Genomic DNA, 24,818 nt, shown 5'->3' on the forward strand with positions numbered 1-24,818 from the left:
CCCTTTACGGTCGCGATGCGAGGCAAGCAAGCCGCGCTTGCTTGTCATCGACCGCGCGACTACCCGCGGGCGCCGATGGAGAATTTCGCCCCGCCCGCCCGCGCGCTCGTCGCGCGCATGATCGAGGACGCCGAGCGTCACCCCGAACGCACCGTCGCGTTCCAGGGCGCGCCGGGCGCCAATTCGCATGTCGCCGTGCGTCAGGCCTTTCCCGACGGCCTGCCGCTGCCGTGTTTCGATTTCGCCGACGCGATCGAAGCTGTGCAGGATGGCAGCGCCGATTGCGCGATGATTCCGATCGAAAATTCGCTGCACGGCCGCGTCGCGGACATCCATTTCCTGCTGCCCGAATCGGGGCTGGTGATCGTCGGCGAATATTTCCTACCGATTCGCTACGCGCTGATGGGGCTGGAGCGGCGCGACGACATCCGCCAGGCGATGAGCCACCCGCAGGCGCTGGGCCAGTGCCGCCACTGGCTGAAGGCGCGCGGGATCGAACCCGTCTCCTACCCCGACACCGCGGGCGCCGCCGCCAAGGTCGCCGAGCTGGCCGATCCGCGAATCGCCGCGCTCGCGCCGCCGGGCGCCGCCGAGATGTACGGCCTCGAGACGCTGGTCGAGGACATCGCCGACGCCGACCACAACACCACCCGCTTCGTCACGCTCGCGCGCGAGCCGCGCCCGCTCACCGGCGACGGCCCGTGCATGACCACCTTCATCTTCGAGGTGAAGAACGTGCCCGCCGCGCTCTACAAGGCGCTGGGCGGCTTTGCGACCAACGGCGTCAACATGACCAAGCTCGAAAGCTATCAGCGCGGCGGCAGCTTCGCGGCGACCGAATTCTACGCCGATATCGTCGGCAAGCCGGGCGATCCGTCGATCGACAATGCGCTGGAGGAACTCAGCTTCCAGACCAAATGGACTCGCCTGCTCGGCACCTATCCGCAAGCGCGGCCGCGGCCTTAGGGGTTGTTTGAGAAATCGCGAAAGAGCGATTTCGAGACGGCACCGGCCCGCTCCGCCGCCCAGACACTCAGCAATGTGTGCGCGATCGCGTAGGGCGGCGCGGCGATGAAGGGGGCGTCCTCGCCGGCCAGCGCCGCGCGGACCTCGGCGCGCGACACCCAGATCGCGTCTTCCAGCTCGGTCGTATCGAGCGTGATCGCGTCATGCTCGGCCGCGCCCACGCAGGCGATCATCAGCGACGAGGGGAACGGCCAGGGCTGGCTGGCGATGTAGCGCACGTCGGCGACGCGCACGCCGGCCTCCTCCGCGATTTCGCGCGCGACCGCTTCCTCGATCGATTCGCCGGGTTCGACAAAGCCCGCGAGCGCCGAATAGCGCCGCTCGGGCCAGTTCGCACCGCGCCCGAGCAAAGCGCGTCCTTCGTGCTCGGCGATCATGATGACGACGGGATCGACGCGCGGGAAATGTTCGCCGCCGCACCCCCCGCACGATCGCGCCCAGCCCGCCTTGAACGGCGTGGTGGCGCCGCCACAATTCGCGCAGAAGCCGTGGCGCGCGTGCCAATCGATCAGGCTGCGCGCCGCGGCATAGGTCGCCGCTTCGCCGGGCTGCATCTGATCAAGCGCGCGGAACAGCGCCGGCGAGCGCTGCGGCGACACCCGCGTGCCGGGGACGTGCGCCGCGAATCGAGGCCGACCGTCGTCGAGGCCGAGCAGGATCAGCTCCGCCCCGTCGGGCGCCTCGGCGAGGCTGGTCCAGCCCAGCAGCCCGGCCTCGTCGACCTCGGGTTCGGCACCGTTTAGGACAAGCAGCCGCGCCCGCAGATCGATCCGCGCCCGCGCGACGCCGTCGGCATCCTGCCGCAAGTGATCGGCGCGATCGAGCGTCCCGCCGGTGAAGCCGGGCCGCATCATTGGTGGCGCGCAAGATCCTTGACGAGTGCGGCGGGCACTTCCTCGCGCAGCGGCCATTTGTCGGCGGGGAAGTAGTTGACCATGATCGTGCCGCGCGCGTGCCTGACCGGATCGACCCAGGCGACCGTGCCGGCCGCACCGCCCCAGCCGTAGGTGCCCTTGGACGCGCCGCCCGGCTTGTCGGCAAGATAGACCGAGCCGCCCGCGCCGAAGCCCATCGGCACGGCAGCGGCAGTGCCGCCCGTGCCGCCGCCGATCCCTTCGAATGTCACGCCCTTCGGCAGCAGGTTCGACATCGCCAGCGCCGCCGTCTCGGGCTTCATGATCCGCACGCCGTCGAGCGCGCCGCCATCCTGGAGCATGTGGAGGAAGCGATCGTAATCGCGCGCCGACATGACGAGCCCGGCGCCGCCGTAGGGAAAGCTCGGCTTTTGGAGATACACCGAGGTCGCGGCGGGATCGAACGGGGTGCGCGCATCGCCCATGATGACATAATTGGTCGCGAATCGGCCGACCTCGCCGGCGGGCACGGTCCAGTAACTCGAATTCATCTTGAGCGGATCGAAGATGCGCGTCTGGACGAACGTGTCGAACGGCATGCCGCTCGCCTTCTCGATCACCGCGCCCATCACGTCGAGTCCGATCGAATAGCTCCATTTGGTGCCCGGATCGGCGATCAGCGGCAGCGTCGCGACGCGCTCCGCGAATTCGGCCAGCGTTTTCGGGCGCGCGGGCCGCGCCTGCGCTTCGACCGCGGCGTTGATCGCGCCGGGCGTGATGCCGAGCCGTTCGTATTCCTTGAGCAGCGGCCCCTGGGTGACGATCGTATAGCCGAGGCCCGCGGTATGGGTGAGCAGGTTCCGGACCGTGATCGGGCGCGTGGCGGGCCGGCTTTCAAGGCTGGTATCGGGGTGGAGGAGCACCTTCATGTTCTGGAAGCCGGGGAAGAAATCGCTGATCGGCTGATCGAGCTTCAGCTTCCCGTCATCGATCAGGATCATCGCCGCCATCGCGGTGATGGGCTTCGTCATCGAATAGACGCGCCACAGGCTGTCCGGCCCGGCCGCGGGCGCGGTCGCGCCATCGGCGATCCGGCCCGCCGCGACGAACACGGTCGGCAGATCGCCGACCCCGAACGCGCCGACGATGCCGGGCATCTTGTCGCTGCGGATATAATCGTCGAACAGCGCCTGCGTCGCCGGCAGCGGCGAGGTGGCGGGATCGGGAAGGATCTGGGGCTGGGGCTGAGGGGCGGGCTGCGCCTGATGCGCGATCGCGCCGGTCGCGAGCAAGGCCACCGCCGAGCCGGCGAGCGCGAACGTCTTCACAAACCTCATCCCTCTCTCCTCACTGCGCGGGCGGCCTTGAGAAACAGGGTCGGAAGCCCTGCTTCGTCGAGCCTGTCGATCGGCCACCATTCGCCCGCGGTTTCATGCGCCCCGCCACGCGCCACCGCAAGCGCGCATATCAGGCGGAAGTGTGTGAAGACATGGGAGATCGTCGCGTTGCGCAACTCCCAATCGGTATCCGCAGGCGCCGCCGCGAGGCCGGGCGGCGCGGCTTCCCACGGGCCGGTGGGGAGCGCGCGCATACCACCGAGCAGCCCCTTGGGCGCGCGGCGGACGAGCAGCACCTCACGCCCGCGTTCGAGCCAGAAGATCGTACCGTAACGTTGTGGCCCGACGCGTTTCGGCGCCTTGACGGGAAACGTCTCGGGCGCGCCCGTCGCGCGGCCGTCGCAATCCTGCGCCAGCGGGCAGAGCAGGCATTTAGGCGCGCGCGGGGTGCAGATCGCCTGCCCCAAATCCATCATCGCCTGCCAGAGATCGCCCGCGCGCGCATCCGGCGTGATCGATCCGGCGGCCTGCCGGATCGCGCCGCGCGCGGCAGGCAGCGATTCGCGAATCGCGAACAACCGGGCGACGACGCGCTCGACATTGGCGTCGACCGCAACCGCGCGGCGGCCGAACGCGATCGCCGCGATCGCCGCCGCGGTGTAATCGCCGATTCCGGGCAGCGCGCGCAATTCGGCCTCGGTATCGGGCAAGCGACCGCCATGATCGGCAACAACGGCGCGCGCGCAGGCGATCAGATTGCGCGCGCGGGCATAATAACCAAGCCCGGCCCACGCCGCCATGACCTCGGCATCGTCGGCGGCCGCGAAGGCGGCGAAATCGGGCCAACGTTCGGTGAACGCCGCGAATTTCGGGCGGACGGTGGCGACCGTGGTCTGCTGGAGCATGATCTCCGACAGCCAGACGCGATACGGATCGGGCGCGGGCGTGCCGGGCAGGGCGCGCCACGGCAGCGCCCGCGCCTGGACGTCGTACCAGGCGAGCAGCCTGTCGGCGATCGATGAACGCTTGGCGGGCACGCGCCGCCTATGGCATGAGGAGCGCCATGAGCAAAACGCGGCGGGGGCTGCCCCGCCAGACCAACGCCGAACCCCGCCGCAGCAACCGTTCGCGCGCTGTTTCCGAGCTGCTGCCCGATGTCGGGCGCGCTGCGTTCCGCAAGTTCGGCTTCATCCAGAGCGCGATCGTCAGCCGCTGGGCCGAGATCGTTGGCGCGCGTTACGCCGGGGTTTCCGCCCCCGAATCGCTGCGCTTCCCGCATGGCGAACGATCGGGAGGCACGCTGACGCTGGTGGTGCGCGGGGCGCACGCGCCGATGATGCAGCACATCACCCCCGAAATCGTCGAGCGGGTGAATCGATTCTTCGGCTATGGCGCGGTCGCCCGCGTCACGATCCGGCAGGGTGAGGTCGCGGTGGCCAAGGCGCGGGTCGCGCCGCCGTCGCTCAAGGCGCCCTCGCTCAAGCCGGCGACGCTCGATCTCGGCGACAGCCTGCGCTCGATCGCCGACCCCGAGTTGAAGGCGGTGCTCGAATCGCTCGCCGCCGGGGTCGCCTCGACGCACGGCCCCCCTGTTTTCGACAAGGACTGACATGGCGTTCACGACACGGTTGCTGGCGCTGATCGGCGTCGTGATGCTGATAAGCGCCGCCGCGCCAGCCCCCCAGGCCAGCGACTGGACCCGGACCGTCACCCAAACCGCATCGGGCAGCTTCGTGATGGGCAATCCGGCCGCGCCGGTGAAGCTGATCGAATATCTGAGCTACACCTGCCCGCATTGCGCCGAATTCTCGGCAGAATCGGCGGCCGTGCTGCGCGGACGAATGGTCAAATCGGGCAAGGTCAGCATCGAACTGCGTAACGCGGTGCGCGACAAACTCGACCTTGCCGCCGCCGCGCTGGCACGGTGCGCGGGCACGCAGGGTTTCTTCGCCACCACCGATGCGCTGTTCGAACACCAACGCGACTGGTATCCGCGCGGCGCGCAATTCATCGAGACCAACAATGCGCGGCTGGGGCTCTACCCTGAAAGCGCGCGGCTGCGTGCCTATGCCGACGGCGCCGGACTGACTGCGATGATGAAGGCGCGCGGGCTGAACGATGCGGCAATCGACGCGTGCCTGGCGCCGCCCGCGCTGGCGCCGGTGCTCAAGATGACGCGCGAGGCCTGGAGCACGATCACCGGCACCCCGACTTTCTTCGTCAACGGCAAGATCGTGGCCAACGCGCACTGGCACGAGTTGCAACCGGTGCTCGAAGCAGCAGGCGCGTGATTTCCCCCTCCCACCAAAGAACCGAAAAGGCGATGACCCCATGACGATCAAGCTTTCGATCCTGTTCGCGGCCGCCCCGCTGCTCGCGCTTTCCGCGTGCGGCAGCGGCAATGGCGGCAACAGCGACGCGCCGGCAGCCCCCGTCGCCGCGGTGACACCGCCGGCGGGACAGGACTGGACCCAGGTGGTGCGCAAATCGCCCGAGGGCGGTTTCGTGATGGGCAACCCCAATGCCGCGCTCAAGCTGATCGAATACGGATCGCGTAGCTGCCCGACGTGCGGCGTGTTCGGCCGCGACGGAATTCCGCCGCTCGAGGAAAATTACGTCAAGACCGGTAAGGTCAGCTTCGAGTTTCGCGACTTCCCCGTTCATGGCGGCCCCGACCTCGGCCTTTCGACGCTCGGTCGGTGCGTGAGCGAGAGCGCGTTCTTCCCGATCCTCGAACAGACCTATGCCAGCCAGGACAAGCTGCTCGAAAAGCTCGAATCCCCCGAAGCCCAGGCCTTGTTGCAGCGATTGCAGGGCAAGAGCCCGACCGACATCGCGACCGGCTGGGCGACCTATCTCGGCTATGTCGATTTCGTGAAGCAGCGCGGCGTGACCGAGCAGCAGGCCAAGGCCTGTCTTGCCGACCAGAAGAACGTGCAGGCGGTGGTCGACATGGCGCAACAGGGCGGCAAGGACGGCGTCACGGGGACACCGAGCTTCTTCCTCAACGGCACGCTGCTTGAAAACACGCTCACCTGGGAGCAGCTTGAAGCGAGGTTGAAGGCGGCGGGGGCCTGAGCATCCGCTCCGCCTTTGCCGGGGGGTAGCGCGTGCAGATCAAGCGGCTTCGGCTTTCCGGGTTCAAGAGCTTCGTCGATCCGGTCGACCTGCGCATCGAGCGCGGGCTGACCGGAATCGTCGGCCCGAACGGCTGCGGCAAATCGAACCTGCTCGAAGCGCTGCGCTGGGCGATGGGCGAGAACAGCGCGCGATCGATGCGCGGCGCCGGCATGGAGGACGTGATCTTCGCCGGCACCGCGCACCGGCCCTCGCGCGATTTCGCCGAGGTCTCGATCCTGCTCGATAGCGCCGAGGGCGACGAGACCGAAGTGGTGCGGCGGATCGAGCGCGGCGCAGGCTCCGCATACCGGCTCGACGGCCGCGACGTGCGCGCCAAGGACGTGTCGCTGCTGTTCGCTGACGCCGCCACCGGCGCCCATTCGCCCGCGCTCGTCAGCCAAGGCCGGATCGGCGCGGTGATCGCCGCCAAGCCGGTCGAGCGCCGCGCGCTGCTCGAGGAAGCCGCGGGGATCGCGGGACTGCACGTCCGGCGCAAGGATGCCGAGCAGAAATTGCGCGCGACCGAGGCCAATCTCGCGCGGCTCGACGAGGTGATCGCCGATCAGGAGGCGCGCGCGAACGCGCTCAGGCGGCAGGCGCGGCAGGCCGAAAAATATCGCGCGCTTTCCGACCAGATCCGTGTCGCCGAGGGGCGGATGATCTATGCGCGGTGGCGCGATGCCGCCGCCGCCGCCGATGCCGCCAAGGCCGAAGCGGAAGCGGCCGAGGCCAGGGTTCGCGAAACGGGCGAGGCGGGGCGCGCGGCGGCGGCCTATCAGACGCAGGCGACCGACACGCTGGCCGAGGCGCGCGCGGCGGCGCTGGCCGCGCGCGACACCGCGAGCGAGGCAGGGCACCGGCTCGCGGCGCTGAGGCAGGAACGCGCGCAGGTCGACCGGCGGATCGAGGAACTCGACCAGATCAAGGCGCGGCTCGCCGCCGATCGCGAGCGCGAGGGCGCGCTGGCGCAGGACGCCGCCGACGCGCTCAAGCGGCTTGGCGACGATGCGGCGCGGCTCGATGCCGCGATCGCGGCAACCGCCGCGCGCCAGCCCGCGCTCGACACCACGCTGGCCGAGGCCGAGCGCGCCGCGCGCGATGCCGAGGTCGCGCTGGCGCAGGCACTCAGCCGACAGGCGAGCGAGGCGGCGGATGCGCGCGTGGCGCAAGCCGCCCTGGCGAGCGCGCGCGAGCGGCTGGCGCGCGTCGAACGCGATCAGGCGACGCTCGATGCCGAGCGCGCGTCGTTGGGGCCGGTCGCGCCGATCGAGGCCGAGCGCGACACAGCGGCAGCGGCGCGTAAGGAAGCGATCGAGGCCGCCGGCAAGGCGCGCACCGAACGCGATGCCGCGCAGGTTGCCGAACAGGCGGCGATCGAGCGGCAGGGCGAGGCGCAGGCGACACGCGCCGCCGCGCGCGCCGACCTTGCCGCAATCGACAGCGAGGCGGCGGCGATCGACAAGGCGCTGCGATCGAACGCGCGCGACCGATTGCTCGACAGGCTCAAGGCAGACCCCGGTTACGAACACGCGCTGGCGGCCGCGCTGGGCGACGACCTGGAGGCCGGGCTCGACCGCGAGGCCGATCGCTTCTGGGGCGGCGCGGCGCGACAGGAGAGCGATCCCGCATTGCCACCAGGCGCCGAAGCGCTCGCCGATCACGTCTCCGCGCCGCCCGAACTCGCGCGGCGGCTGGCGCAGATCGCGGTCGTCCCCACCGACGACGGCGCGGCGCTCGCGATCGGGCAGCGGCTGGTGACGCGCGAGGGCGCGATGCGGCGCTGGGACGGATTCGCCGCCAGATCGGGCGGCGCGGCGGCGGCCGAACGGCTGCTCCGGGTCAATCGTCTCGCCGACCTCAACGCCGCCCGCCCGGCAGCGGCGCGCGCCGTGGACGCGGCGGAAACGGCGCTGGCGGGAATCGAGACCGCGATCGCCGAGGCACGGCAGGCGGCGCAACGCGCACGGGGCGACCTTGCAACTGCCGAATCCGCCGAGCGCGAGGGCGCGCGCGCCGAGGACCGCGCGGCAGCGGCGATCGAGCGTTTGCAGGGGCTAGCCGCCGATCTCGACGCGCGTGCGACGCGGATCGGCGACGAGCACGATCAGGCGCGCACCGCGCTTGCCGAGGCCGAGCGCGCGGTCGCGGCGCTTCCCGATGGCAACGCGACGCGCGACGCGGTGGCGGCGCTCCAGAGCGGGGCCGAGGCACGGCGCGCGGGTGTCGCGCAGGCACAGGCCGATCGTGCGACTTTCGAGCGCACTCTGGCTACCGATCGCGAGGCGCTGGCGCGCGCGCGCAGCGAGGCGAGCGACTGGAAAGCGCGTGCGGGGGATGCCGCGCGAAGGATCGCCGACATGGACAAGCGCGAGGCGGCACTCGCCGAGGAGGCCGAAGCGATTGCGGGGCGTCCCGAAAAGCTGCTGGCCGAGATCGCGGCGCTCGAAGACGAGCATGAGGCCGCGCGGGCACGAGCCGACGAATTGCGCGCCGCCGAGATTAAGGCCGGCGAGGCGGTGCGGTTGACCGAGGAGCAGGCGCGGATCGCCGGCGAGGCGCTGGCGCAGGCGCGCGAGGAACGCGCAGGCGCGGTCGCGCGGGCGGATAATCAGGAACAACGCCGGATCGAGATGGGGCGGCTTTCGGGCGAGCGCTTTGCATGCCCGCCACCGCTGCTGCCCGAAAGAATCGGCTTCGCGAGCGCCGAGGTCGGCAACCCGCAGGACGAATCGGGCCGCCACGAGAAACTGATGCTCGATCGCGAACGGATCGGGCCGGTCAATCTCGTCGCCGAGGCCGAGCTGGCCGACCTCGACGAGGCGCGCACCACCAATGCCGCCGAGCGCGACGAACTCGGGTTGGCGGTCAACCGGCTGCGCGGATCGATCGGCAACCTAAACCGCGAGGGCCGCCAGCGGCTGCTCGCCGCGTTCGAGGCGGTGAACGTGCATTTCCAGCGGCTGTTCACGACGCTGTTCAACGGCGGGCACGCGCATCTCGAACTGGTCGATTCGGATGATCCGCTCGAAGCGGGTCTTGAGATCATGGCGCAGCCGCCGGGCAAGAAGCTGCAATCGCTGACATTGCTGTCGGGCGGCGAGCAGGCGCTGACCGCGGTGGCGCTGATCTTCGGGCTGTTCCTCACCAACCCGGCGCCGATCTGCGTGCTCGACGAGGTCGACGCACCGCTCGACGACGCCAATATCGAGCGCTTCTGCGGACTGCTGGAAGCGATGACGCAGGAGACCGACACGCGATACCTGATCGTCACCCACAATGCGGTGACGATGAGCCGGATGGACCGGCTTTTCGGGGTGACGATGATCGAACAGGGCGTGAGCCGGCTGGTCTCGGTCGATCTGCGCGCCGCCGAGACACTGCTCGCGGCGGAGTGACGATACAGCGCAGTAGCGAAGCGCCGCGCAATCGCTTATATGCGCCGCCATGCAACAGGCTGCGCCGCTTCCCATGCCCATCCCCGGGCATATCGACCCCGTGCCCGTTCTGCGGAAGGTGATGCCGCGTGTCGATGGCCGGGTGGATCTGCTCGGGCTGTCGAAAGAGCAGATTCGCGCGAGCCTCGCCGACGCGGGGATGGAGCCCAAACAGGCAAAGTTGCGCGGCAAGCAATTGTGGCACTGGATCTACAATCGCGGCGCGACCGACTTCACCGCGATGACGGACATCGCCAAGGCACAGCATCCCTGGCTCGAAGAACGCTTCGTCATCGGGCGGCCCGAGGTGATCGAGGCGCAGGTTTCCGAGGACGGCACGCGCAAATGGCTGTTGCGATCCGACGCCAATGACGGCCAGGGCGCGCAGGAATACGAGATGGTGTTCATCCCCGACGCCGATCGGGGCACCTTGTGCGTATCGAGCCAAGTCGGCTGCACGCTCAACTGCCGCTTCTGCCACACCGGCACGATGCGGCTGGTGCGCAACCTGACGCCGGGCGAAATCGTGGGGCAAGTGATGCTCGCGCGCGATTCGCTGGGTGAATGGCCGTCTACGCCTGAGGGGCGGATGCTGACCAATATCGTGATGATGGGGATGGGCGAGCCGCTGTATAATTTCGAGGCGGTGCGCGATGCCCTCAGAATCGTGATGGACGGCGACGGCCTCGCGCTCAGCAAGCGGCGGATCACGCTGTCGACCTCGGGCGTGGTGCCGATGATGGCGCGCGCGGGCGAGGAGATCGGGGTCAACCTCGCGGTCTCGCTCCACGCGGTGACCAAGGAGGTGCGCGACGAGATCGTGCCGATCAACCGCAAATACGGGATCGAGGAACTGCTCCAGGCGTGCGCCGATTATCCCGGCGCCAACAACGCGCGGCGGATCACGTTCGAATATGTGATGCTGAAGGACAAGAACGACAGCGACGAGGATGCGCGCGAACTGGTGCGGCTGATCCGCAAATACCGACTGCCCGCCAAGGTCAACCTGATCCCGTTCAACCCCTGGCCGGGCGCGCCGTACGAATGTTCGGCGCCCGATCGCATCCGCGCGTTTTCGAACATCGTCTTCGAAGCCGGCATCTCGGCGCCGGTGCGCACCCCGCGCGGGCGCGACATCGACGCCGCGTGCGGCCAACTCAAGACCGCGGCCGAAAAGAAGACCCGCGCCGAACTCGACCGGCTGGCGGAAGAGAAATTGGCCGCCCTTGGCTGATCTCTCCGCGGCGCAGATCGCCTTCGCCGCCGCTGCCGGGATGCTGGGCGGCGCGATGAATGCGCTGGCCGGCGGCGGCACGTTCGCGACGCTGCCGGCGCTGATCGCGCTGGGATTGCCCGCTAATATCGCCAACGCGACCTCCAATGTCGCGTTGCTGCCCGGCTCGACGGCAAGCGTCTGGACGTTTCGGGACGAGATCGGGCCGGTCGGCGGGCTTTCCCCGCGCCGGCTGATCGCGATCACGCTGGCGAGCGCGATTGCCGGGAGCGTGCTGCTGGTGCTGACGCCGACGCGCGTGTTCGACGTGCTGATCCCGTGGCTGCTGCTGTTCGCGACGCTGGTGCTCGCCTTCGGCAGGCGCGCGGCCGCCTGGCTGCACGCGCGCGTGACGATCGGCATGCGCACGCTGATCGCGGCGCAGACCGCGCTCAGCGTCTATGGCGGCTATTTCGGCGGCGGGCTGGGGCTGATGACCACCGCGGTCTATGGACTGCTCGCCGGCATCGACCCGCGCGGGATGTTCGCGCAACGCACGCTGATCCTCGCGATCTCGGGCGTCGCCGCCCTGATCGTGTTCGTCGCGACCGGGCTGGTCGACTGGGCATCGGCGGTCCCGATGCTGCTCGGCGCGATCGTCGGCGGCTGGGTGGGCGCACGGCTGGGCCTGCTGCTGTCGGCCAACCTCGTGCGCGTGTGGACGCTGATCGTCTCGGTCGCCACCACGATCGTCTTTTTCTGGCGCGCCTACGGCTGAATCTTTTCGTCGGCGGCGGCACCGGCCCCCTCCCCACCCCACCACCCAAGACATTGTCCTGCATGGATGGTGGGGTGGAGGAGTGAGCCGGTGCCGCTTCCACGATAGTGGAATAAACCCCGGCTGGCTTGTCGGAAAGCGCGCGCTTATGCTGCCGTGCATGGACTCGCCCGCCAACGCGACGCCGACGCCCTCGATCAAACGCCACGCGATCGCGACGCGGCTGTGGCATTGGATCAACGCGGTTGCCGTGTTCATCCTGATCGGATCGGGGCTGGGCATCTCGAACGCCCACCCGCGGCTTTACTGGGGCGAATATGGCGCGAATTTTGATCACGCCTGGCTGACGCTGCCGCGCTGGCCGGGCTGGCTGACGATTCCGGGGCATTACAATCTGGCGCTGTCGCGGCGCTGGCATCTGTTCTTCGCGCTGGTACTGGGCTTCGCGTTGCTGGCCTTCGTGATCGCGAGCCTGATCAACCGCCATTTCCGCCGCGACCTGCGCGTGCGGCGCGGCGAGGTGGCGCCACGCCACCTGTGGGCCGATGCGAAGGCGCATCTCGCCTTCCGCTTCCACGATCCCGCGCGGCCGGGGGCGTATAACACGCTCCAAAAGCTGTCGTACGCCACCACCATTTTCGTGCTGTTGCCGCTGCTGATCGTGAGCGGGCTCGCGTTGTCACCGGGGATGGACGCGGCGTGGCCGTGGCTCACCTCGATTTTCGGCGGGCGCCAATCGGCGCGCTCGGTTCATTTCGTCACGATGGCGGCGATGAGCGGGTTCGTCATCGTCCATCTCGCGCTGGTGATTCTGGCCGGGCCGGTGAACGGCGTGCGATCGATGATCACCGGGTGGTGGCGCGTGCCCGAGGACGGGGCATGAGCGCGCCGATCACGCGGCGGCGGCTGGTGGCCGGTGGAGCGATCGGCGCGGGCGTGCTGCTCACCGGATGCGACCGGGCGATCGAGATCCCCACCGTGCGCAAAATTCTGTTCACGGGCGAGGACATGCATCGCGGCTTGCAGCGCGCGTTGACCGATCGCCGCGCGCTGGCACGCGAATTCAGCGCGGCGCAGATGTCGCCGATCTTCCGATCGAACGGCACGCGCGATCCGGGCACGCCCGCTTATGCCGCGCTGTCGGCGGACAATTTCGCCGCATACCGACTGACGGTGACGGGGCTGGTGAACCGGCCGCTGGCGCTGAGCCTTGCGCAGCTTCGATCGATGCCCGCGCGCACCCAGATCACGCGCCACGATTGCGTCGAGGGCTGGAGCGCGATCGGCAAATGGACCGGACCGATGCTGGGCAATGTGCTCAAGCTCGCCGATATCCGCCGCGACGCGCGCTATATCGTGTTCCGGTGCGCGGATTTGATCGGGGGGAAGCCATATTACGAATCGATCGATTTGATCGATGCGTTTCATCCGCAGACGATCCTGGCCTGGGGGATGAACGACGCGATGCTGACGATTCCACATGGCGCGCCGGTGCGGCTGCGCGTCGAGCGGCAATTGGGGTATAAGCACGCCAAATACGTGACCGGAATCGAAGCGGTGGCGAGCCTGGCCGGGATCGGGCAAGGCAAAGGCGGCTATTGGGAAGATTGGGTGGATTATGACTGGTATGCCGGCATCTAGGCCGATCGTACCGCGTGGAGCCCAACCGGATTGGATCGGAACCGAGATGCGCTTTCACTTCACCGTCTGCCAGGGATCGGGGAACGATTTTCCGCTGATCGATGCGCGCGCGATCGACCTGGACGATGCGACCTGGGCGGGCGTGGCGCGCGCGCTGGCGGATCGTGCGGGGCCGGTGGGCGGCGACGGACTGCTGCTGCTGACCGACGGCGATGCGCACCACGCCTTCGGGATGCGGATGTTCAATGCGGACGGATCGGAAGCAGAGACGTGCCTGAACGGGCTGCGCTGCGTGGCGCGCGCAGGCTTCGAGGCGCTGGGGATCGAGCGCGCCAGCGTGCGGCTCAAGACATCGACCGCCGAGGTGTCGCGCGACGCGGCGATCGCGCCCGGGGTGACGACGATCCGCGAGGTCGCGGGGCCGGCCGACCTCGATGTCGGGCGCTGGCTGGTGACGGGCGACAGCGAGAACGTCCAGCGGCCGATCCCCGGCCTGCCGAGCGCACGCGCCTTCACCGCGGTGGCGATGCCCAACCCGCACCTGATCGCCTTTGTCGACGAGATCGACGAGGACGAATTGAGCATGATCGGGCGCTTCGCCGAGACGGCGCCGCCGCTGCTGCCCGAGCGCGCCAATGTGAGCTTCGTCGAAATCCGGGGGGCCACCGCGATGTTCGTGCGCACCTTCGAGCGCGGCGTCGGGCTGACCGACAGTTGCGGGAGCGCGATGGCGGCATCGACCTTTGCCGCGTGCCTTTCCGGCCGGACCGACTTCGGGCGCGAACTGATCGTGCTCAACCGCGGCGGGCTGGTACGCGGGCAGGCCGAAGCCGACGGGATGGTGCGCCTTTCCGGCAATGCGACCTGGGACTGGACGGGATCGGCCGAGGTCGACGCGGCAACAGGGGTCGCGGGCGCGGTCGAGATCGAGCGGCATTATAACGACGAGATCGCGGCCTGGGCGGAGGTGGCGGATCGGGCGGCGGGGTGAGCGAGTGAAGAGTGGGCCGGGGCCGCGATGCCCCGGAAGGCGCGTTCTCACACAGGCTTGGCGATGATCCCTGCGCATACGTATTTTCATTCACCACCCCGGCGAAGGCCGGGGTCCAGCATCGGGCCGGCCGTAACTGGGCCCCGGCCTTCGCCGGGGCGGGGAGAAGGGGGTGATTCGGCGCTTACCTATCCGAAAGGGATAAACGCCAACGGGCTTTACCCCTCCACCACGCCCTGGGGGCGCGGCCCCTTCCCCGTTCCAGGGAGGTATGACGGCACATATAACCAAATGGGATAATATTGCTTGACATCGTCGCGCTGTTATGGCACATATAGCGAACACTGAGGAATTGCGAATCGGGCCGGGGCAACACGCGTTGCCGCCGGCCCGATGCGTTTCGGGAAGAAGTGAGGAAGAGCGTGGCGGATGCAACCAAGATTACCGGCAGCCGCAACCGGGCTGTCCAGATCCGGAACCGGCGCCGCGATGGCTTTACCGTGCAGGCGCGGCAGACGTTTCTCGATACGCTGGCCGCGACGTGCAACGTCACTGCATCCGCCCGGGCCACGGGCCTTAGGGTCGCGACTTTCTATTGGCAGCGCAAGCGCGATCCGGGGTTCGCGCTGGCCTGGCAGGAAGCCTTGACGATCGGATACGAGCGGCTCGAGGCCGCGCTGCTCCAATACGCCATCGCGCGGATAGGGACCGACCGCATCGACCCGACGGCGGCGGATGCCGCCGCGATCAGCGACAGCGTGGTGACCGCGCTGGAGAACCGGACAGTTTCGATCGCCGAACTGCAATTCGCGCTGGCGCTGCTCAACCGCCACGAGGCAGGCGCGCAAGGGCGCGCCGCTTTGCGCAAGGGCACCAAACGGGCGAGCGCCGCCGAAACCGATGCGGCGCTGACGCGCAAGCTCGACGCGTTGGCGCGGCAGATGGCGCAGCATGGCAGATGAAGCGCGCGGCGATCCCGTCCGCCGCCTGGCCGCGCTGCCGCCGCCCTGGCGCGACCGCGCGCTTGCCGACCTGACGCTGGAGCAGCAGCGCGAACTGGCCGCGCGCTGGCGGGCATGGGCGCATCCGGGGCAGATCGCGCCCGAAGGCGACTGGCGCGTGTGGTTGATCCGCGCCGGCCGCGGCTTCGGCAAGACGCGCGCGGGCGCCGAATGGGTGACCGGTTTCGCGCGCGCCAACAAGAAGGCGCGGATCGCGCTGGTGGGGGCAACCGCCGAGGATGTGCGCAGCGTGATGATCGAGGGGCCGAGCGGGCTGATCGCGGTGGCGGCGGACGACGAGCCGGTGACGTGGCGGACCTCGGCACACGAATTGCGCTTCGCCTCGGGCGCCAGGGCGTTCGTCTATTCGGCCGCCGCGCCGGAGAAATTGCGCGGCCCCGAACACCATCTCGCGTGGTGCGACGAACTGGCCAAATGGCGCTACGGCGACGCGGCGTGGGACAATCTGATGCTGGGAATGCGGCTGGGCGACGCCCCGCGCGTGCTGGTGACGACGACGCCGCGCCCGGTGCCGCTGTTGCGGCGAATCATGGCCGATCGCGCGACGGTGGAGACGCTGGGGCGCACGCAGGACAACCCGCATCTGCCCGCGAGCTTCGTCGCGGCGATGGAAGAGACCTACGGCGGCACGCGGCTGGGGCGGCAGGAGCTGGGCGGCGAACTGATCGACGATGTGGTGGGCGCGCTGTGGACGCGCGACCTGATCGAGCGGTGCCGGGTGGCGGCGACGCCCGAACTGGTGCGCGTGGTGGTGGGAGTCGACCCGCCGGCCGGGATCGGCGGCGATGCGTGCGGGATCGTCGCTTTGGGGCTGGGGCGCGACGGCCACGGCTATGTGATCGAGGATGCGAGCGTGGCGGGCGCGAGCCCTGAAGGCTGGGCGCAGGCGGTGGCGGCGTGCGCGGCGCGGCGCCGTGCCGACCGCGTGATCGCCGAGGCCAACCAGGGCGGATCGATGGTGATGTCGGTGCTGACCGCCGCCGATGCCGGGCTGCCGGTGCGGCTGGTGCATGCGAGCCGCGGCAAGGCGGCGCGCGCGGAGCCGATCGCGACGCTCTACGAAGCGGGCAAGATGCACCATGCGGACGCGTTCACCGCACTGGAGGACGAATTGTGCGGGCTGATCGCGGGCGGCGGCTACGAAGGGCCGGGCCGATCGCCCGACCGCGCCGATGCGCTGGTGTGGGCGGCGAGTGAGCTGATGCTCGGGCGGCGCGGGGCGGCGAGCGTCAGGGGATTATGATTTCCAATTGTATGGATTGCGCACCGCTATCAAATAAGGCATCCAGCCGCTGTCGATATTAAATCGATCGCTTAGAGGCCAAGCGAACCATGCGCTTGAAGCGAGTATGATGAGATTCGTCACGCGGCCATGGAAACCTAACGCTTCGTTGGGATTTGTAGTGGAAGGTGTAATGATGAATCTGATTGCCCATGACCGCTTAAAGGCGACGATCGCTCGGAAGAGGGAGACCAACGCCCTCAGACCGTATGTGGCGCAGTTTGCCTGCACCAATCAGTTCCGTCTTACGTCTAACTGCAAACCTGGGAAGGCCAGATTTGCAGGCTTTCTAAGCGTCCTTGACGCATTTGCCGCTCCTGACGTAATTTCCGAAAGTTGGCTTGTGTGCGCTAAGCCGAAGGATCTCAACAAGAGTCACTTCGAACAGGTTGGACACTACCTGCTTCGAGTGATGAACTCCCCCGAAGGCAAAGCGCTTGGCCGAATCGAAACCACCGAGAAAGACTCCTGAAGCTGACGACATCGCGGCGGTAGAAGCTGGAGACTTACCGCAACTCTATGTAAAAGATGACCAGGGAGAGTTTATCCCTGTTTCCTTGGAGCCGGTGGATTCACCTGACGAGCCCACATTGCCGGGTATTTTGTCTGAAAGTTATCAGCGCAGTTTCCATTCTGGACCCTTGCCATCTGTCGACGAATTTCGCGCATATGGCGAGGTGGTATCTGACGCCCCCGAACGCATTCTACGGATGGCCGAAAGAGATCAGGAAGCCAAGCATCGCATCATCGAGAAACAGATAATACAGAATTCGCGAGCGGTTTCCCAAGGGCAATGGATGGGTTTCACTGCCATGATCGTAGCTCTCGGCGGGGCAATTTATCTCGCCTCAACCGGCCATTCGGCAGTAGCAGCGCTTCTTGCAGGCCCATCTGTCTTAGTACCTATCATGCGTTTCTATTTCCATGGAAAACATGAAGCTGACCAAGACCGTGCCGCCTAAATAACAAACATACGCTCAAGCGGAGTTTCAGATGAAAATCTTCGGCTGGAAGTCAGCCGGGCGTGCAGAAGCGCGCCCGGCTTTGTCGCGTTCGGGAACCGCGCTCATCACTTTGGGCGACTGGCCGCGCAGTTACGAGGCGATGGTGCGCGAGGCCTATTGCGACAATGCGGTGGCGCAGCGCGCGGTGCGGATGGTGAGCGAGAGCGTCGCCGCCGCACCAGTGACCGCTTCCGAGCCCGCACTGGCGCGGCTGATCGCCGAGCGCAGCGGCGGGCAGCCATTGACCGAGACGATCGCGGCGCATCTGCTGCTCCACGGCAATGCCTATGTGCAGGTGCTGGTCGACGGCGCGGGCGGGATCGCCGAACTGTTCGCGCTGCGCCCCGAGCGCGTGTCGGTGGAGGCCGATGCCGGCGGCTGGCCGGCGGCATACCGGTATCGCGTCGGCGACCGGGTGACGCGGCTGACCGCCGACGCGCCGCGGCCCGAGGTGATCCACCTCAAGACCTTCCACCCCAGCGACGATCATTATGGACTCGGCTGCCTGGGCGCGGCGGCGGGGGCGGTGGCGATCCACAACGCCGCCACGCGCTGGGCCAAGGCATTGCTCGACAATGCGGCGCGGCCTTCGGGGGCGCTGGTTTATGATCCGGGTGACGGATCGAGCCTGTCGGCGGACCAATTCAAGCGGCTGCGCGAGGAGATGGAGGCGGGGTTCGCCGGCGCGGGCAATGCCGGGCGCCCGATGCTGCTCGAAGGCGGACTCAAGTGGCAGGCGCTGTCGCTGAGCCCGGCCGACATGGATTTCGCGGGGACCAAGGCGGCGGCGGCGCGCGAGATCGCGCTCGCCTTCGGGGTGCCGCCGATGCTGCTCGGGCTGCCGGGCGACAACACCTATGCCAATTACAAGGAAGCCAATCGCGCTTTGTGGCGGCTGGCGGTGCTGCCGCTGGCGCAGACGATTCTGGGCGGGATCGCCGAGGCGCTGGGGGGGTGGTTCGCCGGCGCGGCGCTGGCGGTCGATCTCGATTCGGTGCCGGCACTGTCCGAGGATCGCGAACGATTGTGGGCGCGGGTGTCGGCGGCGGACTTTCTCACGCCTGACGAAAAGCGGGCGATGCTGGGGATCGATCGATGAACGAGGGCAAGGTGCTCGCGCAATTGCTGGCGCAGGCCGAGGGCGCGCGCGGCGACCTGGCGACGCTGAGCGCGATCGTTGAGGAAGCGGGCGAATTGGGCGCGATGCGCGCGCTCGCGCGGCTCGGGCTGGGCGACGACAATGCGCCGGGCGATGTCGCCGAACTGCGCGAGCTGCTGAGCGCGTGGCGCGATGCCAAGCGATCGGCGTGGAAGGCGCTGGTGGGGTGGTTGGTGCGGCTGGCGAGCGTGCTCATCCTCGCCGGGCTGGCGGTAAAGCTGGGGTTTTGGGACTGGATCAAGTGATCCGGTTCGCGGGCTATGCGGCGGTGTTCGACCGGGTCGATCGCGGCGGCGACGTGGTGCGCGCAGGCGCGTTCGGGGTGCTGCCCGAGGCGGTGCCGCTGCTGTGGCAGCATCATGGCGCGCCGGTGGGGGTGATCGAGCGGATCGGCGCGGATGCGCGGGGACTGCGCGTGATCGGGCGGGTGACGCAGCCGCGGCTCGCCGCGCTGGTCAAGGCCGGCGCGGTGGGCGGGCTGTCGTTCGGCTATCGCGTCAAGGCGGCGCGGACCGGGCGCGTGCGCGAATTGCACGCGCTCGAGCTGATCGAGGTGAGCCTTGTCGCGCAGCCGATGCAGCCGCTGGCGCGGGTGCACGCGGTTCAGGACTGAACAATGAGATCGAGGACGGAGCGCGTGCGGCGCTTCCCCTCCACCATCGCGTCGCGATGGTCCCCCTCCCCGAGCAAGCTCGGGGAGGATTTCAAGCATGGGAGAATAGCATGATCGAGACCAAGGCGGACGCGCTCGAGGCGAGCTTCGAGGGCGTGACGATGGCCGTGCCGGTGACGCGGCCGGTGCTGAGCGGGGCACGCGAGCCTTCGGGTGCGGCGTTCGAGGGGTTCCTGCGATCGGGCGCGAGCGTGGAGATGAAATCCTTCTCCGGCGCGAGCAGCGACAGCGGCGGCTATGCGATCCCCAAAGAGATCGACGCGGCGATCGACGCGACGCTCAAGGCGGTGTCGCCGATCCGCGCCATCGCCAATGTCGTCAAGGTCGGCTCGGCCGGGTATCGCAAGCTGGTGACGACCGGGGGCACGCCCTCGGGCTGGGCGAGCGAGACCGGCAGCCGCGCCGAGACCGGAACGCCGGACTTCGTCGAGATCACGCCGCCGATGGGCGACCTCTACGCCAATCCGAGCGCGAGCCAGGCGATGCTCGACGATGCGCTGTTCGATGTCGAGGACTGGCTGGCGAGCGAGATCGCGCGTGAGTTCGCGGCCGCCGAGGGTAGCGCGTTCGTGAGCGGCACCGGGACCAACCAGCCCAAGGGCTTCCTCGCCGCGCCGACCGGGACCGCGGGCGATGCGACGCGGAGCTTCGGGACGCTGCAATATCTCGCGAGCGGGGCGGCGGGCGATTTCGGCGCCAAGCCCGACGAACGGCTGATCGACCTCGTCCAGAGCTTGCGCAGCCCGTATCGGCAGGGTGCGGTGTTCGTGATGAATTCGGCGACCGCCGCGCGAATCCGCAAGTTCAAGACCGCCGACGGGGCGTTCCTGTGGCAGCCGGGGCTCGCGGCGGGGCAGCCGGCGACGCTGCTCGGCTATCCGGTGATCGAGGCCGAGGACATGCCGGATATCGCCGCGAACAGCCTGTCGGTCGCGTTCGGCAACTTCAAGGCGGGCTATCTGATCGCCGAGCGGCAGGAGACGCAGATCCTGCGCGATCCGTACAGCAACAAGCCGTTCGTCAATTTCTATGCGACCAAGCGCATCGGCGGCTGCGTGTCGAACAGCGAGGCGATCAAATTGCTGAAGTTCGCGGCGTCCTGAGGACGCTGCGCTGAGCTGCGGCACCGGCCCACTTCCGTGGGGGAGTGGGCCGGTGCGGTGATCAAAAACACCCCTCCACCATCGCTGCGCGATGGTCCCCCTCCTCGTTTCGGGGAGGTATTCCGGTGGAGAGATTCATGACCGATTCCTTTTCGAACAGCGCCGACAGCGTGTCGGCGCCGGCGGCACGTGCGATGGCGGTGACGCCGCATGACGACAATGCGCTGAACGACGTGCCCAAGGCGCTGTATGTCGGCACCGGGGGCACGATCGCGATGCGCGGGACGGGCGCCGCCGATACGGTGTGGAAGAATGTGCCAAGCGGCACCGTGCTGCCGTTCCGCGCGCGCTATGTGCGGGCCACCGGCACGACCGCGGCCGACATCCTGGCGCTGTACTGATGATCGCGATCGGCTTCGGCCCGTCGTTGGCGAGAAGCGGCGCGCCGCGCGCGGGCTTCGATTTCACGACCGGCGCGCTGCCGGCAGGCGCGAGCCTGGCGCGCGCCTCGATCGGCAGCCGGTTCGATGCGAGCGGGGTGCTGCGAATCGAGAGCAGCAACGTCGCGCGCTTCGATCACGATCCGGCAAGCTCGATCTTGCGCGGCCTCCTGATCGAACCGGAGCAGACCAATGAAGTGCTGATGAGCGAAGATATCGGCGACGCGAGCTGGACGAAGCTCCAAAGCCCGGAAATATCGCGCAACGTCGCCGACGCGCCGACCGGCGTGCCGACGGGGGATACGCTGCGCGATACGAACATCGGCCAATATTCAGGCGTCTCGCAGACCTTCGCCACGATAGCGGCCAGAACCGTCTCGCTGTTCGTCAGGAAGGACACGAGCGGAAGGGCAATACGCTTCACCGTCTTGCGGGGCGGCCCGCCGCTTTCCGACCTGGCGCTCGATACGGCGACCGGCGACGTCAAGCTGTCCGGGCCGGGATCCGTCAGCGGCGCGGCCCATGATTGCGGCGCCTTCTGGCGGCTGGTGCTGGTGAACAATACCGCATACGACAGCCTCGTCATTTTCCCTGCTGCCGGCGCGAGCGCATCGTGGACTTACTCGGCGGGCGCGACGGGATCCGCCGTCATCTGGGGAGTGCAGGCCGAACGGGGCGCGCACGCGTCGAGCTACATCCCTACCGACACCATGACGGCAACGCGCGCCGCCGATGTGCTGACGCTCGACTGGGGCCGATTCGCCGTCCCCGACGGGCCGCTGCCGCTGCGCTATCTGTTCGATGACGGATCATCGCAGGACGGCATGGCGACCGTGACCGGCGGACTTGCCACGGTGCCGACAACGCTCGCGCGGCCGTGGCTTCGGCGCGTCGAACGCCGCTGAGCCTTTTCAACTGGGGAGAATGCGATGACCATCGCAGCGAACGGACCGGGCGACGTGACGCTCGGCGCCGAAGACCGGACAGCGGCCGTCGCCGACATGAAGGCGCTGCTGCGGATCGCGACCGGCGACGAAGACGCGCTGATCGCGGCGTTCATCGAGACTGCGCTCGCGCTCGCCGAACGCTTCACCGGCCGGGTGACGATCGCGCGGACGATGACCGAGACGGTGCCGGCGACGCCCGCGTGGCAGGCGCTCGGCGCGATGCCGGTGGCGAGCATCGCCAGTGTGGCGGACGCCGACGGCACGCCGCTGGCGGCGGATGCCTACCGGATCGACATCGATGCCGACGCGCGCGGCTGGGTGCGGGTGCTCGATGCCGGGGGCGATACGCTGGCGCATGTGACGCTGAGCGCGGGCATGGCCACCGACTGGGCGAGCCTGCCCGCGCCGATGCGGCAAGGCGCGATCCTGCTCGCCGCGCATCTGTTCGTCGAGCGCGACGCGGTGACGCCGCCGCCCGCCGCGGTGACCGCGCTGTGGCGGCCGTTCCGCGTCATGCGGCTCGATGCGGCGGCACGGCTGTGATCGCCGGGCTGCGCGCGCGGGCGGCGACAATCGGGGACCAGGCGGCGACCGGCGCGCGCGATCGGATCGCGGCGCGGATCGCCGACGACGTGCCGGGGGTCACCGCGGCGATCGACGACGACCGGATCGTGGTGACCGGGCGCGGGCTGCGGGCGCGGTTGCTCAGCGAGCCGGCGTTGCGCTGGATCGGGAGTTTCGGGCGATGAGTGCGGAAAGCGTGCTGCACGCGGCGCTGGTGGCGGCATTGCGCGCGGCGGACGATCTCGACGGGGCGATCAACGGCGTGTTCGAGGGGCCGCCGGTGCAGGCGACCCCGCCCTTTGCCGAGGTGCAGCCGATGATCGCGGTCGACTGGAGCATGAAGGATCGCGCCGGGCGTGAGCTGCGCCCCGCGGTGATCATGCGCGACGCGGGCGAGACGCCGGCGCGGCTGCATGCGCTGGCCGAGGCGGTGGTCGCGACGGTGACGGCGCTGCCGCGCGACCTCGACGGGTGGCGGATCGCGAGCAACGTCTTCGTGCGATCACGGATGCTGCGCGAGGCAGCCGGCCGCTGGGCGGTGGCGATCGAGTTTCGGGTGCGGATGATGGAAGTGTGATGTGATCCGCTGACGCGGGGTAGCGGCACCGGCCCGCTCCCCCACCCGACCACCCACGAGAGTATCCTGATGGGTGGTCGGGTGGGGGAGCGGGCCGGTGCCGCCTACAATCAAAGGAGAACATATCATGGCGGCGGAGAAGGGTAGCGCGTTTTTGCTCAAGGTCGGCGATGGCGGGTCGCCGGTGGGCTATGCGACGGTGGCGGGGCTGCGCACGACACAGCTTTCGATCAACGGCGAGATGGTGGCGATCACCTCCAAGGATTCGGGCGGATGGCGCGATCTGCTGTCGGGCGCGGGGGTGCGATCGGTGAGCGTGTCCGGGGCCGGGGTGTTCACTGGATCGGCCGCCGAGGCGCGGCTCAAGACCAACGCGCTGTCGGGCGTGCTCGACGATTACCGGCTGAGCTTCGAGAGCGGTGACAGCCTGACCGGGCGCTTCCTGGTGACGAGGCTCGATTATGCGGGCGATTACAATGGCGAGCGCAGCTACACGCTGAGCCTCGAAAGCTCGGGCGCGGTGACGGCGGCGTGAGCGGCGCCAATCCGGCGCGCGGCGAAGCCTCGATCAAGATCGCCGGCGAGACGCTGGTGCTGCGGCCGAGCTTCGCGGCGCTGGTGGCGGCGGAACAGGAGACGGGGCCGCTGTTCGATGTCGTGGCGCGGGCGGCCGAGGGGCGGCTCGCACTGGGCGAGATGGTGGCGCTGTTCTGGCACTGCCTTGCCGCGCCGCCCGAAGGGATGACGCGCGCGCGATTCGGCGAGGCGGTGGTCGCAGGCGGGCTGGTGAACGCGACGCCGGCGCTGAAAATGCTCGTCGGGCAGATTTTGGCGGGGCGGTGAGAAAGCCCCTCCACCATGCCGCGCATGGTCCCCCTCCCCGAGACAAGCTCGGGGAGGAATTTGCGGCAACCGCCGCGCGGCTCGCGGGGGTGGCGGGGGCGGTGCTGGGGTGGACGCCGGATGCGTTCTGGCGGGCGACCCCGGCGGAGCTGGAGGCGGTGGTGCGGGCGCTGTGCGGCGACGCGAGCGACCCCGCGCCGCCCGATCGCGCGACGATCGCGCGGCTGATGGAGGCATTTCCCGATGGATGAGGAAATCGAGAGCCTGGTGGTGCGCGTGCGCGCCGATACCGCCGGGTTCGCGCACGATGTCGATACGATGCGCAGCAGCCTGGACGGGCCGCTCGCCGACAGCGCCGAACGGGCCGGGCGGGGAATCGAGAACGCGCTGGTGCGCGCGGTGCGCACCGGCAAGCTGGGGTTCGAGGATCTGGGGCGCACCGCGATGAACGTGCTGTCGCAGATCGCGGCGAGCGCGGTGCGCGGCGGGATCGACAGCATCGTCAGCGGCGGCGGGGGGCTGGGCGCGGCGCTGGCGGGGCTGATCGGCGCGCCGGGCCGCGCGACGGGCGGGCCGGTGTCACCGGGGCGGGCTTACAGGGTAGGCGAACGTGGCCCCGAACTGTTCGTGCCGACGACGAGCGGCCGGGTGGTCGCGGCGGGCCAGCCGGGCGGGCGCGAGGTGCGCGTGGCGATCACGATCAATGCGCCTCGGGGCGAAAGCGGCCCCGCGTTGCAGCAATCGAGCCGGCAGGTGGCGCGCGCGGTGCGCGCGGCGATCGAGCAGGTGTGACCATCGTGCCTTCCTTCA

At 68.9% G+C, this 24,818-nt stretch carries 30 protein-coding genes; 27 read left to right on the forward strand and 3 right to left on the reverse strand.

The window, feature by feature from the left end; all coding sequences use genetic code 11:
• Positions 1–75: 75 nt before the first annotated feature.
• Complete coding sequence (locus DFR49_RS18355; protein WP_119037095.1) at positions 76–966, forward strand: prephenate dehydratase; 891 nt, start codon at positions 76–78, stop codon at positions 964–966.
• On the opposite strand, the gene nudC is transcribed toward DFR49_RS18355, so the two are convergent.
• Genes nudC through DFR49_RS18370 form a run of 3 tightly spaced genes read right to left on the reverse strand, consistent with a single transcriptional unit; the run spans position 963 to position 4,254 of the window.
• Positions 963–1,880: an NAD(+) diphosphatase gene (gene nudC, locus DFR49_RS18360; RefSeq protein ID WP_119037096.1), complete on the reverse strand. Its 918-nt coding sequence runs from the start codon at positions 1,878–1,880 to the stop codon at positions 963–965. The genes DFR49_RS18355 and nudC overlap by 4 nt on opposite strands.
• On the reverse strand, positions 1,877–3,217 hold the full coding sequence (locus tag DFR49_RS18365; RefSeq protein WP_119037097.1) for a serine hydrolase domain-containing protein: 1,341 nt from the start codon (positions 3,215–3,217) through the stop codon (positions 1,877–1,879). Before DFR49_RS18365 ends, nudC begins: the two co-directional genes overlap by 4 nt.
• The gene (locus DFR49_RS18370; protein WP_245968628.1) at positions 3,214–4,254 is read right to left on the reverse strand and encodes an A/G-specific adenine glycosylase; all 1,041 of its coding nucleotides are present in this window, start codon (positions 4,252–4,254) and stop codon (positions 3,214–3,216) included. Before DFR49_RS18370 ends, DFR49_RS18365 begins: the two co-directional genes overlap by 4 nt.
• 26 nt (positions 4,255–4,280) lie before the next feature.
• Between DFR49_RS18370 and DFR49_RS18375 the strand changes: the two genes are divergently transcribed.
• The 26 genes from DFR49_RS18375 to DFR49_RS18495 all read left to right on the forward strand — a co-directional run bounded on the left by DFR49_RS18375 (position 4,281) and on the right by DFR49_RS18495 (position 24,800).
• Complete coding sequence (locus DFR49_RS18375; protein WP_245968629.1) at positions 4,281–4,826, forward strand: DUF721 domain-containing protein; 546 nt, start codon at positions 4,281–4,283, stop codon at positions 4,824–4,826.
• Position 4,827: 1 nt separating this feature from the next.
• The gene (locus tag DFR49_RS18380; RefSeq protein WP_119037099.1) at positions 4,828–5,508 is read left to right on the forward strand and encodes a thioredoxin domain-containing protein; all 681 of its coding nucleotides are present in this window, start codon (positions 4,828–4,830) and stop codon (positions 5,506–5,508) included.
• A gap of 40 nt (positions 5,509–5,548) precedes the next feature.
• Positions 5,549–6,295: a thioredoxin domain-containing protein gene (locus DFR49_RS18385; RefSeq protein WP_119037100.1), complete on the forward strand. Its 747-nt coding sequence runs from the start codon at positions 5,549–5,551 to the stop codon at positions 6,293–6,295.
• A gap of 32 nt (positions 6,296–6,327) precedes the next feature.
• On the forward strand, positions 6,328–9,732 hold the full coding sequence (gene smc, locus DFR49_RS18390) for a chromosome segregation protein SMC (RefSeq protein ID WP_119037101.1): 3,405 nt from the start codon (positions 6,328–6,330) through the stop codon (positions 9,730–9,732).
• Between the two features lie 49 nt (positions 9,733–9,781).
• Entirely contained in the window at positions 9,782–11,005 is a 1,224-nt protein-coding gene (gene rlmN / locus DFR49_RS18395) for a dual-specificity RNA methyltransferase RlmN (RefSeq protein ID WP_484083250.1), read from the forward strand.
• Complete coding sequence (locus DFR49_RS18400; RefSeq protein WP_245968630.1) at positions 10,998–11,762, forward strand: sulfite exporter TauE/SafE family protein; 765 nt, start codon at positions 10,998–11,000, stop codon at positions 11,760–11,762. The genes rlmN and DFR49_RS18400 overlap by 8 nt, the downstream gene beginning before the upstream one ends.
• A 160-nt stretch (positions 11,763–11,922) precedes the next feature.
• Entirely contained in the window at positions 11,923–12,645 is a 723-nt protein-coding gene (locus DFR49_RS18405; RefSeq protein ID WP_119037102.1) for a cytochrome b/b6 domain-containing protein, read from the forward strand.
• Positions 12,642–13,403, forward strand: coding sequence for a molybdopterin-dependent oxidoreductase (locus DFR49_RS18410; protein ID WP_119037103.1), 762 nt, complete (start codon positions 12,642–12,644; stop codon positions 13,401–13,403). Before DFR49_RS18405 ends, DFR49_RS18410 begins: the two co-directional genes overlap by 4 nt.
• 46 nt (positions 13,404–13,449) lie before the next feature.
• Positions 13,450–14,394, forward strand: coding sequence for a diaminopimelate epimerase (dapF, locus tag DFR49_RS18415; RefSeq protein WP_119037104.1), 945 nt, complete (start codon positions 13,450–13,452; stop codon positions 14,392–14,394).
• Positions 14,395–14,816: 422 nt separating this feature from the next.
• On the forward strand, positions 14,817–15,356 hold the full coding sequence (locus DFR49_RS18420) for a hypothetical protein (RefSeq protein ID WP_119037105.1): 540 nt from the start codon (positions 14,817–14,819) through the stop codon (positions 15,354–15,356).
• A complete protein-coding gene (locus tag DFR49_RS18425) occupies positions 15,346–16,659 on the forward strand; it encodes a DNA-packaging protein (protein ID WP_119037106.1) in 1,314 nt (437 codons plus the stop codon). Before DFR49_RS18420 ends, DFR49_RS18425 begins: the two co-directional genes overlap by 11 nt.
• Before the next feature lie 172 nt (positions 16,660–16,831).
• Entirely contained in the window at positions 16,832–17,170 is a 339-nt protein-coding gene (locus tag DFR49_RS21775) for a hypothetical protein (RefSeq protein WP_147373729.1), read from the forward strand.
• Positions 17,136–17,660 (forward strand): DUF2335 domain-containing protein, encoded by a 525-nt coding sequence (locus DFR49_RS18430; protein WP_119037107.1) that lies wholly within the window; start codon positions 17,136–17,138, stop codon positions 17,658–17,660. Before DFR49_RS21775 ends, DFR49_RS18430 begins: the two co-directional genes overlap by 35 nt.
• A 31-nt stretch (positions 17,661–17,691) precedes the next feature.
• On the forward strand, positions 17,692–18,801 hold the full coding sequence (locus DFR49_RS18435; RefSeq protein WP_119037108.1) for a phage portal protein: 1,110 nt from the start codon (positions 17,692–17,694) through the stop codon (positions 18,799–18,801).
• Positions 18,798–19,106: a DUF6127 family protein gene (locus tag DFR49_RS18440; RefSeq protein WP_119037109.1), complete on the forward strand. Its 309-nt coding sequence runs from the start codon at positions 18,798–18,800 to the stop codon at positions 19,104–19,106. Before DFR49_RS18435 ends, DFR49_RS18440 begins: the two co-directional genes overlap by 4 nt.
• The gene (locus DFR49_RS18445) at positions 19,103–19,474 is read left to right on the forward strand and encodes an HK97 family phage prohead protease (RefSeq protein WP_425454963.1); all 372 of its coding nucleotides are present in this window, start codon (positions 19,103–19,105) and stop codon (positions 19,472–19,474) included. The genes DFR49_RS18440 and DFR49_RS18445 overlap by 4 nt, the downstream gene beginning before the upstream one ends.
• A 110-nt stretch (positions 19,475–19,584) precedes the next feature.
• A complete protein-coding gene (locus DFR49_RS18450; RefSeq protein ID WP_119037110.1) occupies positions 19,585–20,637 on the forward strand; it encodes a phage major capsid protein in 1,053 nt (350 codons plus the stop codon).
• A gap of 137 nt (positions 20,638–20,774) precedes the next feature.
• Positions 20,775–21,038, forward strand: a complete 264-nt coding sequence (locus DFR49_RS18455) for a spike base protein, RCAP_Rcc01079 family (RefSeq protein WP_119037111.1) — start codon at positions 20,775–20,777, stop codon at positions 21,036–21,038.
• Positions 21,038–21,982 (forward strand): phage head spike fiber domain-containing protein, encoded by a 945-nt coding sequence (locus DFR49_RS18460; protein ID WP_119037112.1) that lies wholly within the window; start codon positions 21,038–21,040, stop codon positions 21,980–21,982. Before DFR49_RS18455 ends, DFR49_RS18460 begins: the two co-directional genes overlap by 1 nt.
• A gap of 24 nt (positions 21,983–22,006) precedes the next feature.
• Positions 22,007–22,567: a head-tail connector protein gene (locus tag DFR49_RS18465; RefSeq protein WP_119037113.1), complete on the forward strand. Its 561-nt coding sequence runs from the start codon at positions 22,007–22,009 to the stop codon at positions 22,565–22,567.
• The gene (locus tag DFR49_RS18470; protein WP_119037114.1) at positions 22,564–22,773 is read left to right on the forward strand and encodes a hypothetical protein; all 210 of its coding nucleotides are present in this window, start codon (positions 22,564–22,566) and stop codon (positions 22,771–22,773) included. Before DFR49_RS18465 ends, DFR49_RS18470 begins: the two co-directional genes overlap by 4 nt.
• Entirely contained in the window at positions 22,770–23,165 is a 396-nt protein-coding gene (gene gp17 / locus DFR49_RS18475) for a tail completion protein gp17 (protein ID WP_119037115.1), read from the forward strand. The genes DFR49_RS18470 and gp17 overlap by 4 nt, the downstream gene beginning before the upstream one ends.
• A 127-nt stretch (positions 23,166–23,292) precedes the next feature.
• Positions 23,293–23,700 carry a phage major tail protein, TP901-1 family gene (locus tag DFR49_RS18480; RefSeq protein ID WP_119037116.1) on the forward strand — a complete coding sequence of 136 codons (408 nt, stop codon included), beginning with the start codon at positions 23,293–23,295 and terminating at the stop codon, positions 23,698–23,700.
• Complete coding sequence (locus DFR49_RS18485) at positions 23,697–24,008, forward strand: gene transfer agent family protein (protein ID WP_119037117.1); 312 nt, start codon at positions 23,697–23,699, stop codon at positions 24,006–24,008. Before DFR49_RS18480 ends, DFR49_RS18485 begins: the two co-directional genes overlap by 4 nt.
• Complete coding sequence (locus DFR49_RS22590; protein WP_119037118.1) at positions 24,005–24,259, forward strand: phage tail assembly chaperone; 255 nt, start codon at positions 24,005–24,007, stop codon at positions 24,257–24,259. Before DFR49_RS18485 ends, DFR49_RS22590 begins: the two co-directional genes overlap by 4 nt.
• Entirely contained in the window at positions 24,252–24,800 is a 549-nt protein-coding gene (locus DFR49_RS18495) for a tail tape measure protein (RefSeq protein ID WP_119037119.1), read from the forward strand. Before DFR49_RS22590 ends, DFR49_RS18495 begins: the two co-directional genes overlap by 8 nt.
• Positions 24,801–24,818: the final 18 nt, after the last annotated feature.

The sequence above is a fragment of the Hephaestia caeni genome (assembly GCF_003550065.1).
GTDB classification, from domain to species: Bacteria; Pseudomonadota; Alphaproteobacteria; order Sphingomonadales; family Sphingomonadaceae; genus Sphingomonas; species Sphingomonas caeni_A.

Bases quoted from the DNA above. Each gene is read 5' to 3' on its own strand.
- DFR49_RS18355 (WP_119037095.1), top strand. From the start codon at position 76: ATGGAGAATTTCGCCCCGCCCGCCCGCGCGCTCGTCGCGCGCATGATC.
- nudC (WP_119037096.1), bottom strand. From the start codon at position 1,880: ATGATGCGGCCCGGCTTCACCGGCGGGACGCTCGATCGCGCCGATCAC.
- DFR49_RS18365 (WP_119037097.1), bottom strand. From the start codon at position 3,217: ATGAGGTTTGTGAAGACGTTCGCGCTCGCCGGCTCGGCGGTGGCCTTG.
- DFR49_RS18375 (WP_245968629.1), top strand. From the start codon at position 4,281: ATGAGCAAAACGCGGCGGGGGCTGCCCCGCCAGACCAACGCCGAACCC.
- DFR49_RS18380 (WP_119037099.1), top strand. From the start codon at position 4,828: ATGGCGTTCACGACACGGTTGCTGGCGCTGATCGGCGTCGTGATGCTG.
- DFR49_RS18385 (WP_119037100.1), top strand. From the start codon at position 5,549: ATGACGATCAAGCTTTCGATCCTGTTCGCGGCCGCCCCGCTGCTCGCG.
- rlmN (WP_484083250.1), top strand. From the start codon at position 9,782: ATGCAACAGGCTGCGCCGCTTCCCATGCCCATCCCCGGGCATATCGAC.
- DFR49_RS18405 (WP_119037102.1), top strand. From the start codon at position 11,923: ATGGACTCGCCCGCCAACGCGACGCCGACGCCCTCGATCAAACGCCAC.
- DFR49_RS18410 (WP_119037103.1), top strand. From the start codon at position 12,642: ATGAGCGCGCCGATCACGCGGCGGCGGCTGGTGGCCGGTGGAGCGATC.
- dapF (WP_119037104.1), top strand. From the start codon at position 13,450: ATGCGCTTTCACTTCACCGTCTGCCAGGGATCGGGGAACGATTTTCCG.
- DFR49_RS18425 (WP_119037106.1), top strand. From the start codon at position 15,346: ATGGCAGATGAAGCGCGCGGCGATCCCGTCCGCCGCCTGGCCGCGCTG.
- DFR49_RS21775 (WP_147373729.1), top strand. From the start codon at position 16,832: ATGATGAATCTGATTGCCCATGACCGCTTAAAGGCGACGATCGCTCGG.
- DFR49_RS18435 (WP_119037108.1), top strand. From the start codon at position 17,692: ATGAAAATCTTCGGCTGGAAGTCAGCCGGGCGTGCAGAAGCGCGCCCG.
- DFR49_RS18440 (WP_119037109.1), top strand. From the start codon at position 18,798: ATGAACGAGGGCAAGGTGCTCGCGCAATTGCTGGCGCAGGCCGAGGGC.
- DFR49_RS18450 (WP_119037110.1), top strand. From the start codon at position 19,585: ATGATCGAGACCAAGGCGGACGCGCTCGAGGCGAGCTTCGAGGGCGTG.
- DFR49_RS18455 (WP_119037111.1), top strand. From the start codon at position 20,775: ATGACCGATTCCTTTTCGAACAGCGCCGACAGCGTGTCGGCGCCGGCG.
- DFR49_RS18460 (WP_119037112.1), top strand. From the start codon at position 21,038: ATGATCGCGATCGGCTTCGGCCCGTCGTTGGCGAGAAGCGGCGCGCCG.
- DFR49_RS18465 (WP_119037113.1), top strand. From the start codon at position 22,007: ATGACCATCGCAGCGAACGGACCGGGCGACGTGACGCTCGGCGCCGAA.
- gp17 (WP_119037115.1), top strand. From the start codon at position 22,770: ATGAGTGCGGAAAGCGTGCTGCACGCGGCGCTGGTGGCGGCATTGCGC.
- DFR49_RS18480 (WP_119037116.1), top strand. From the start codon at position 23,293: ATGGCGGCGGAGAAGGGTAGCGCGTTTTTGCTCAAGGTCGGCGATGGC.
- DFR49_RS18495 (WP_119037119.1), top strand. From the start codon at position 24,252: ATGGATGAGGAAATCGAGAGCCTGGTGGTGCGCGTGCGCGCCGATACC.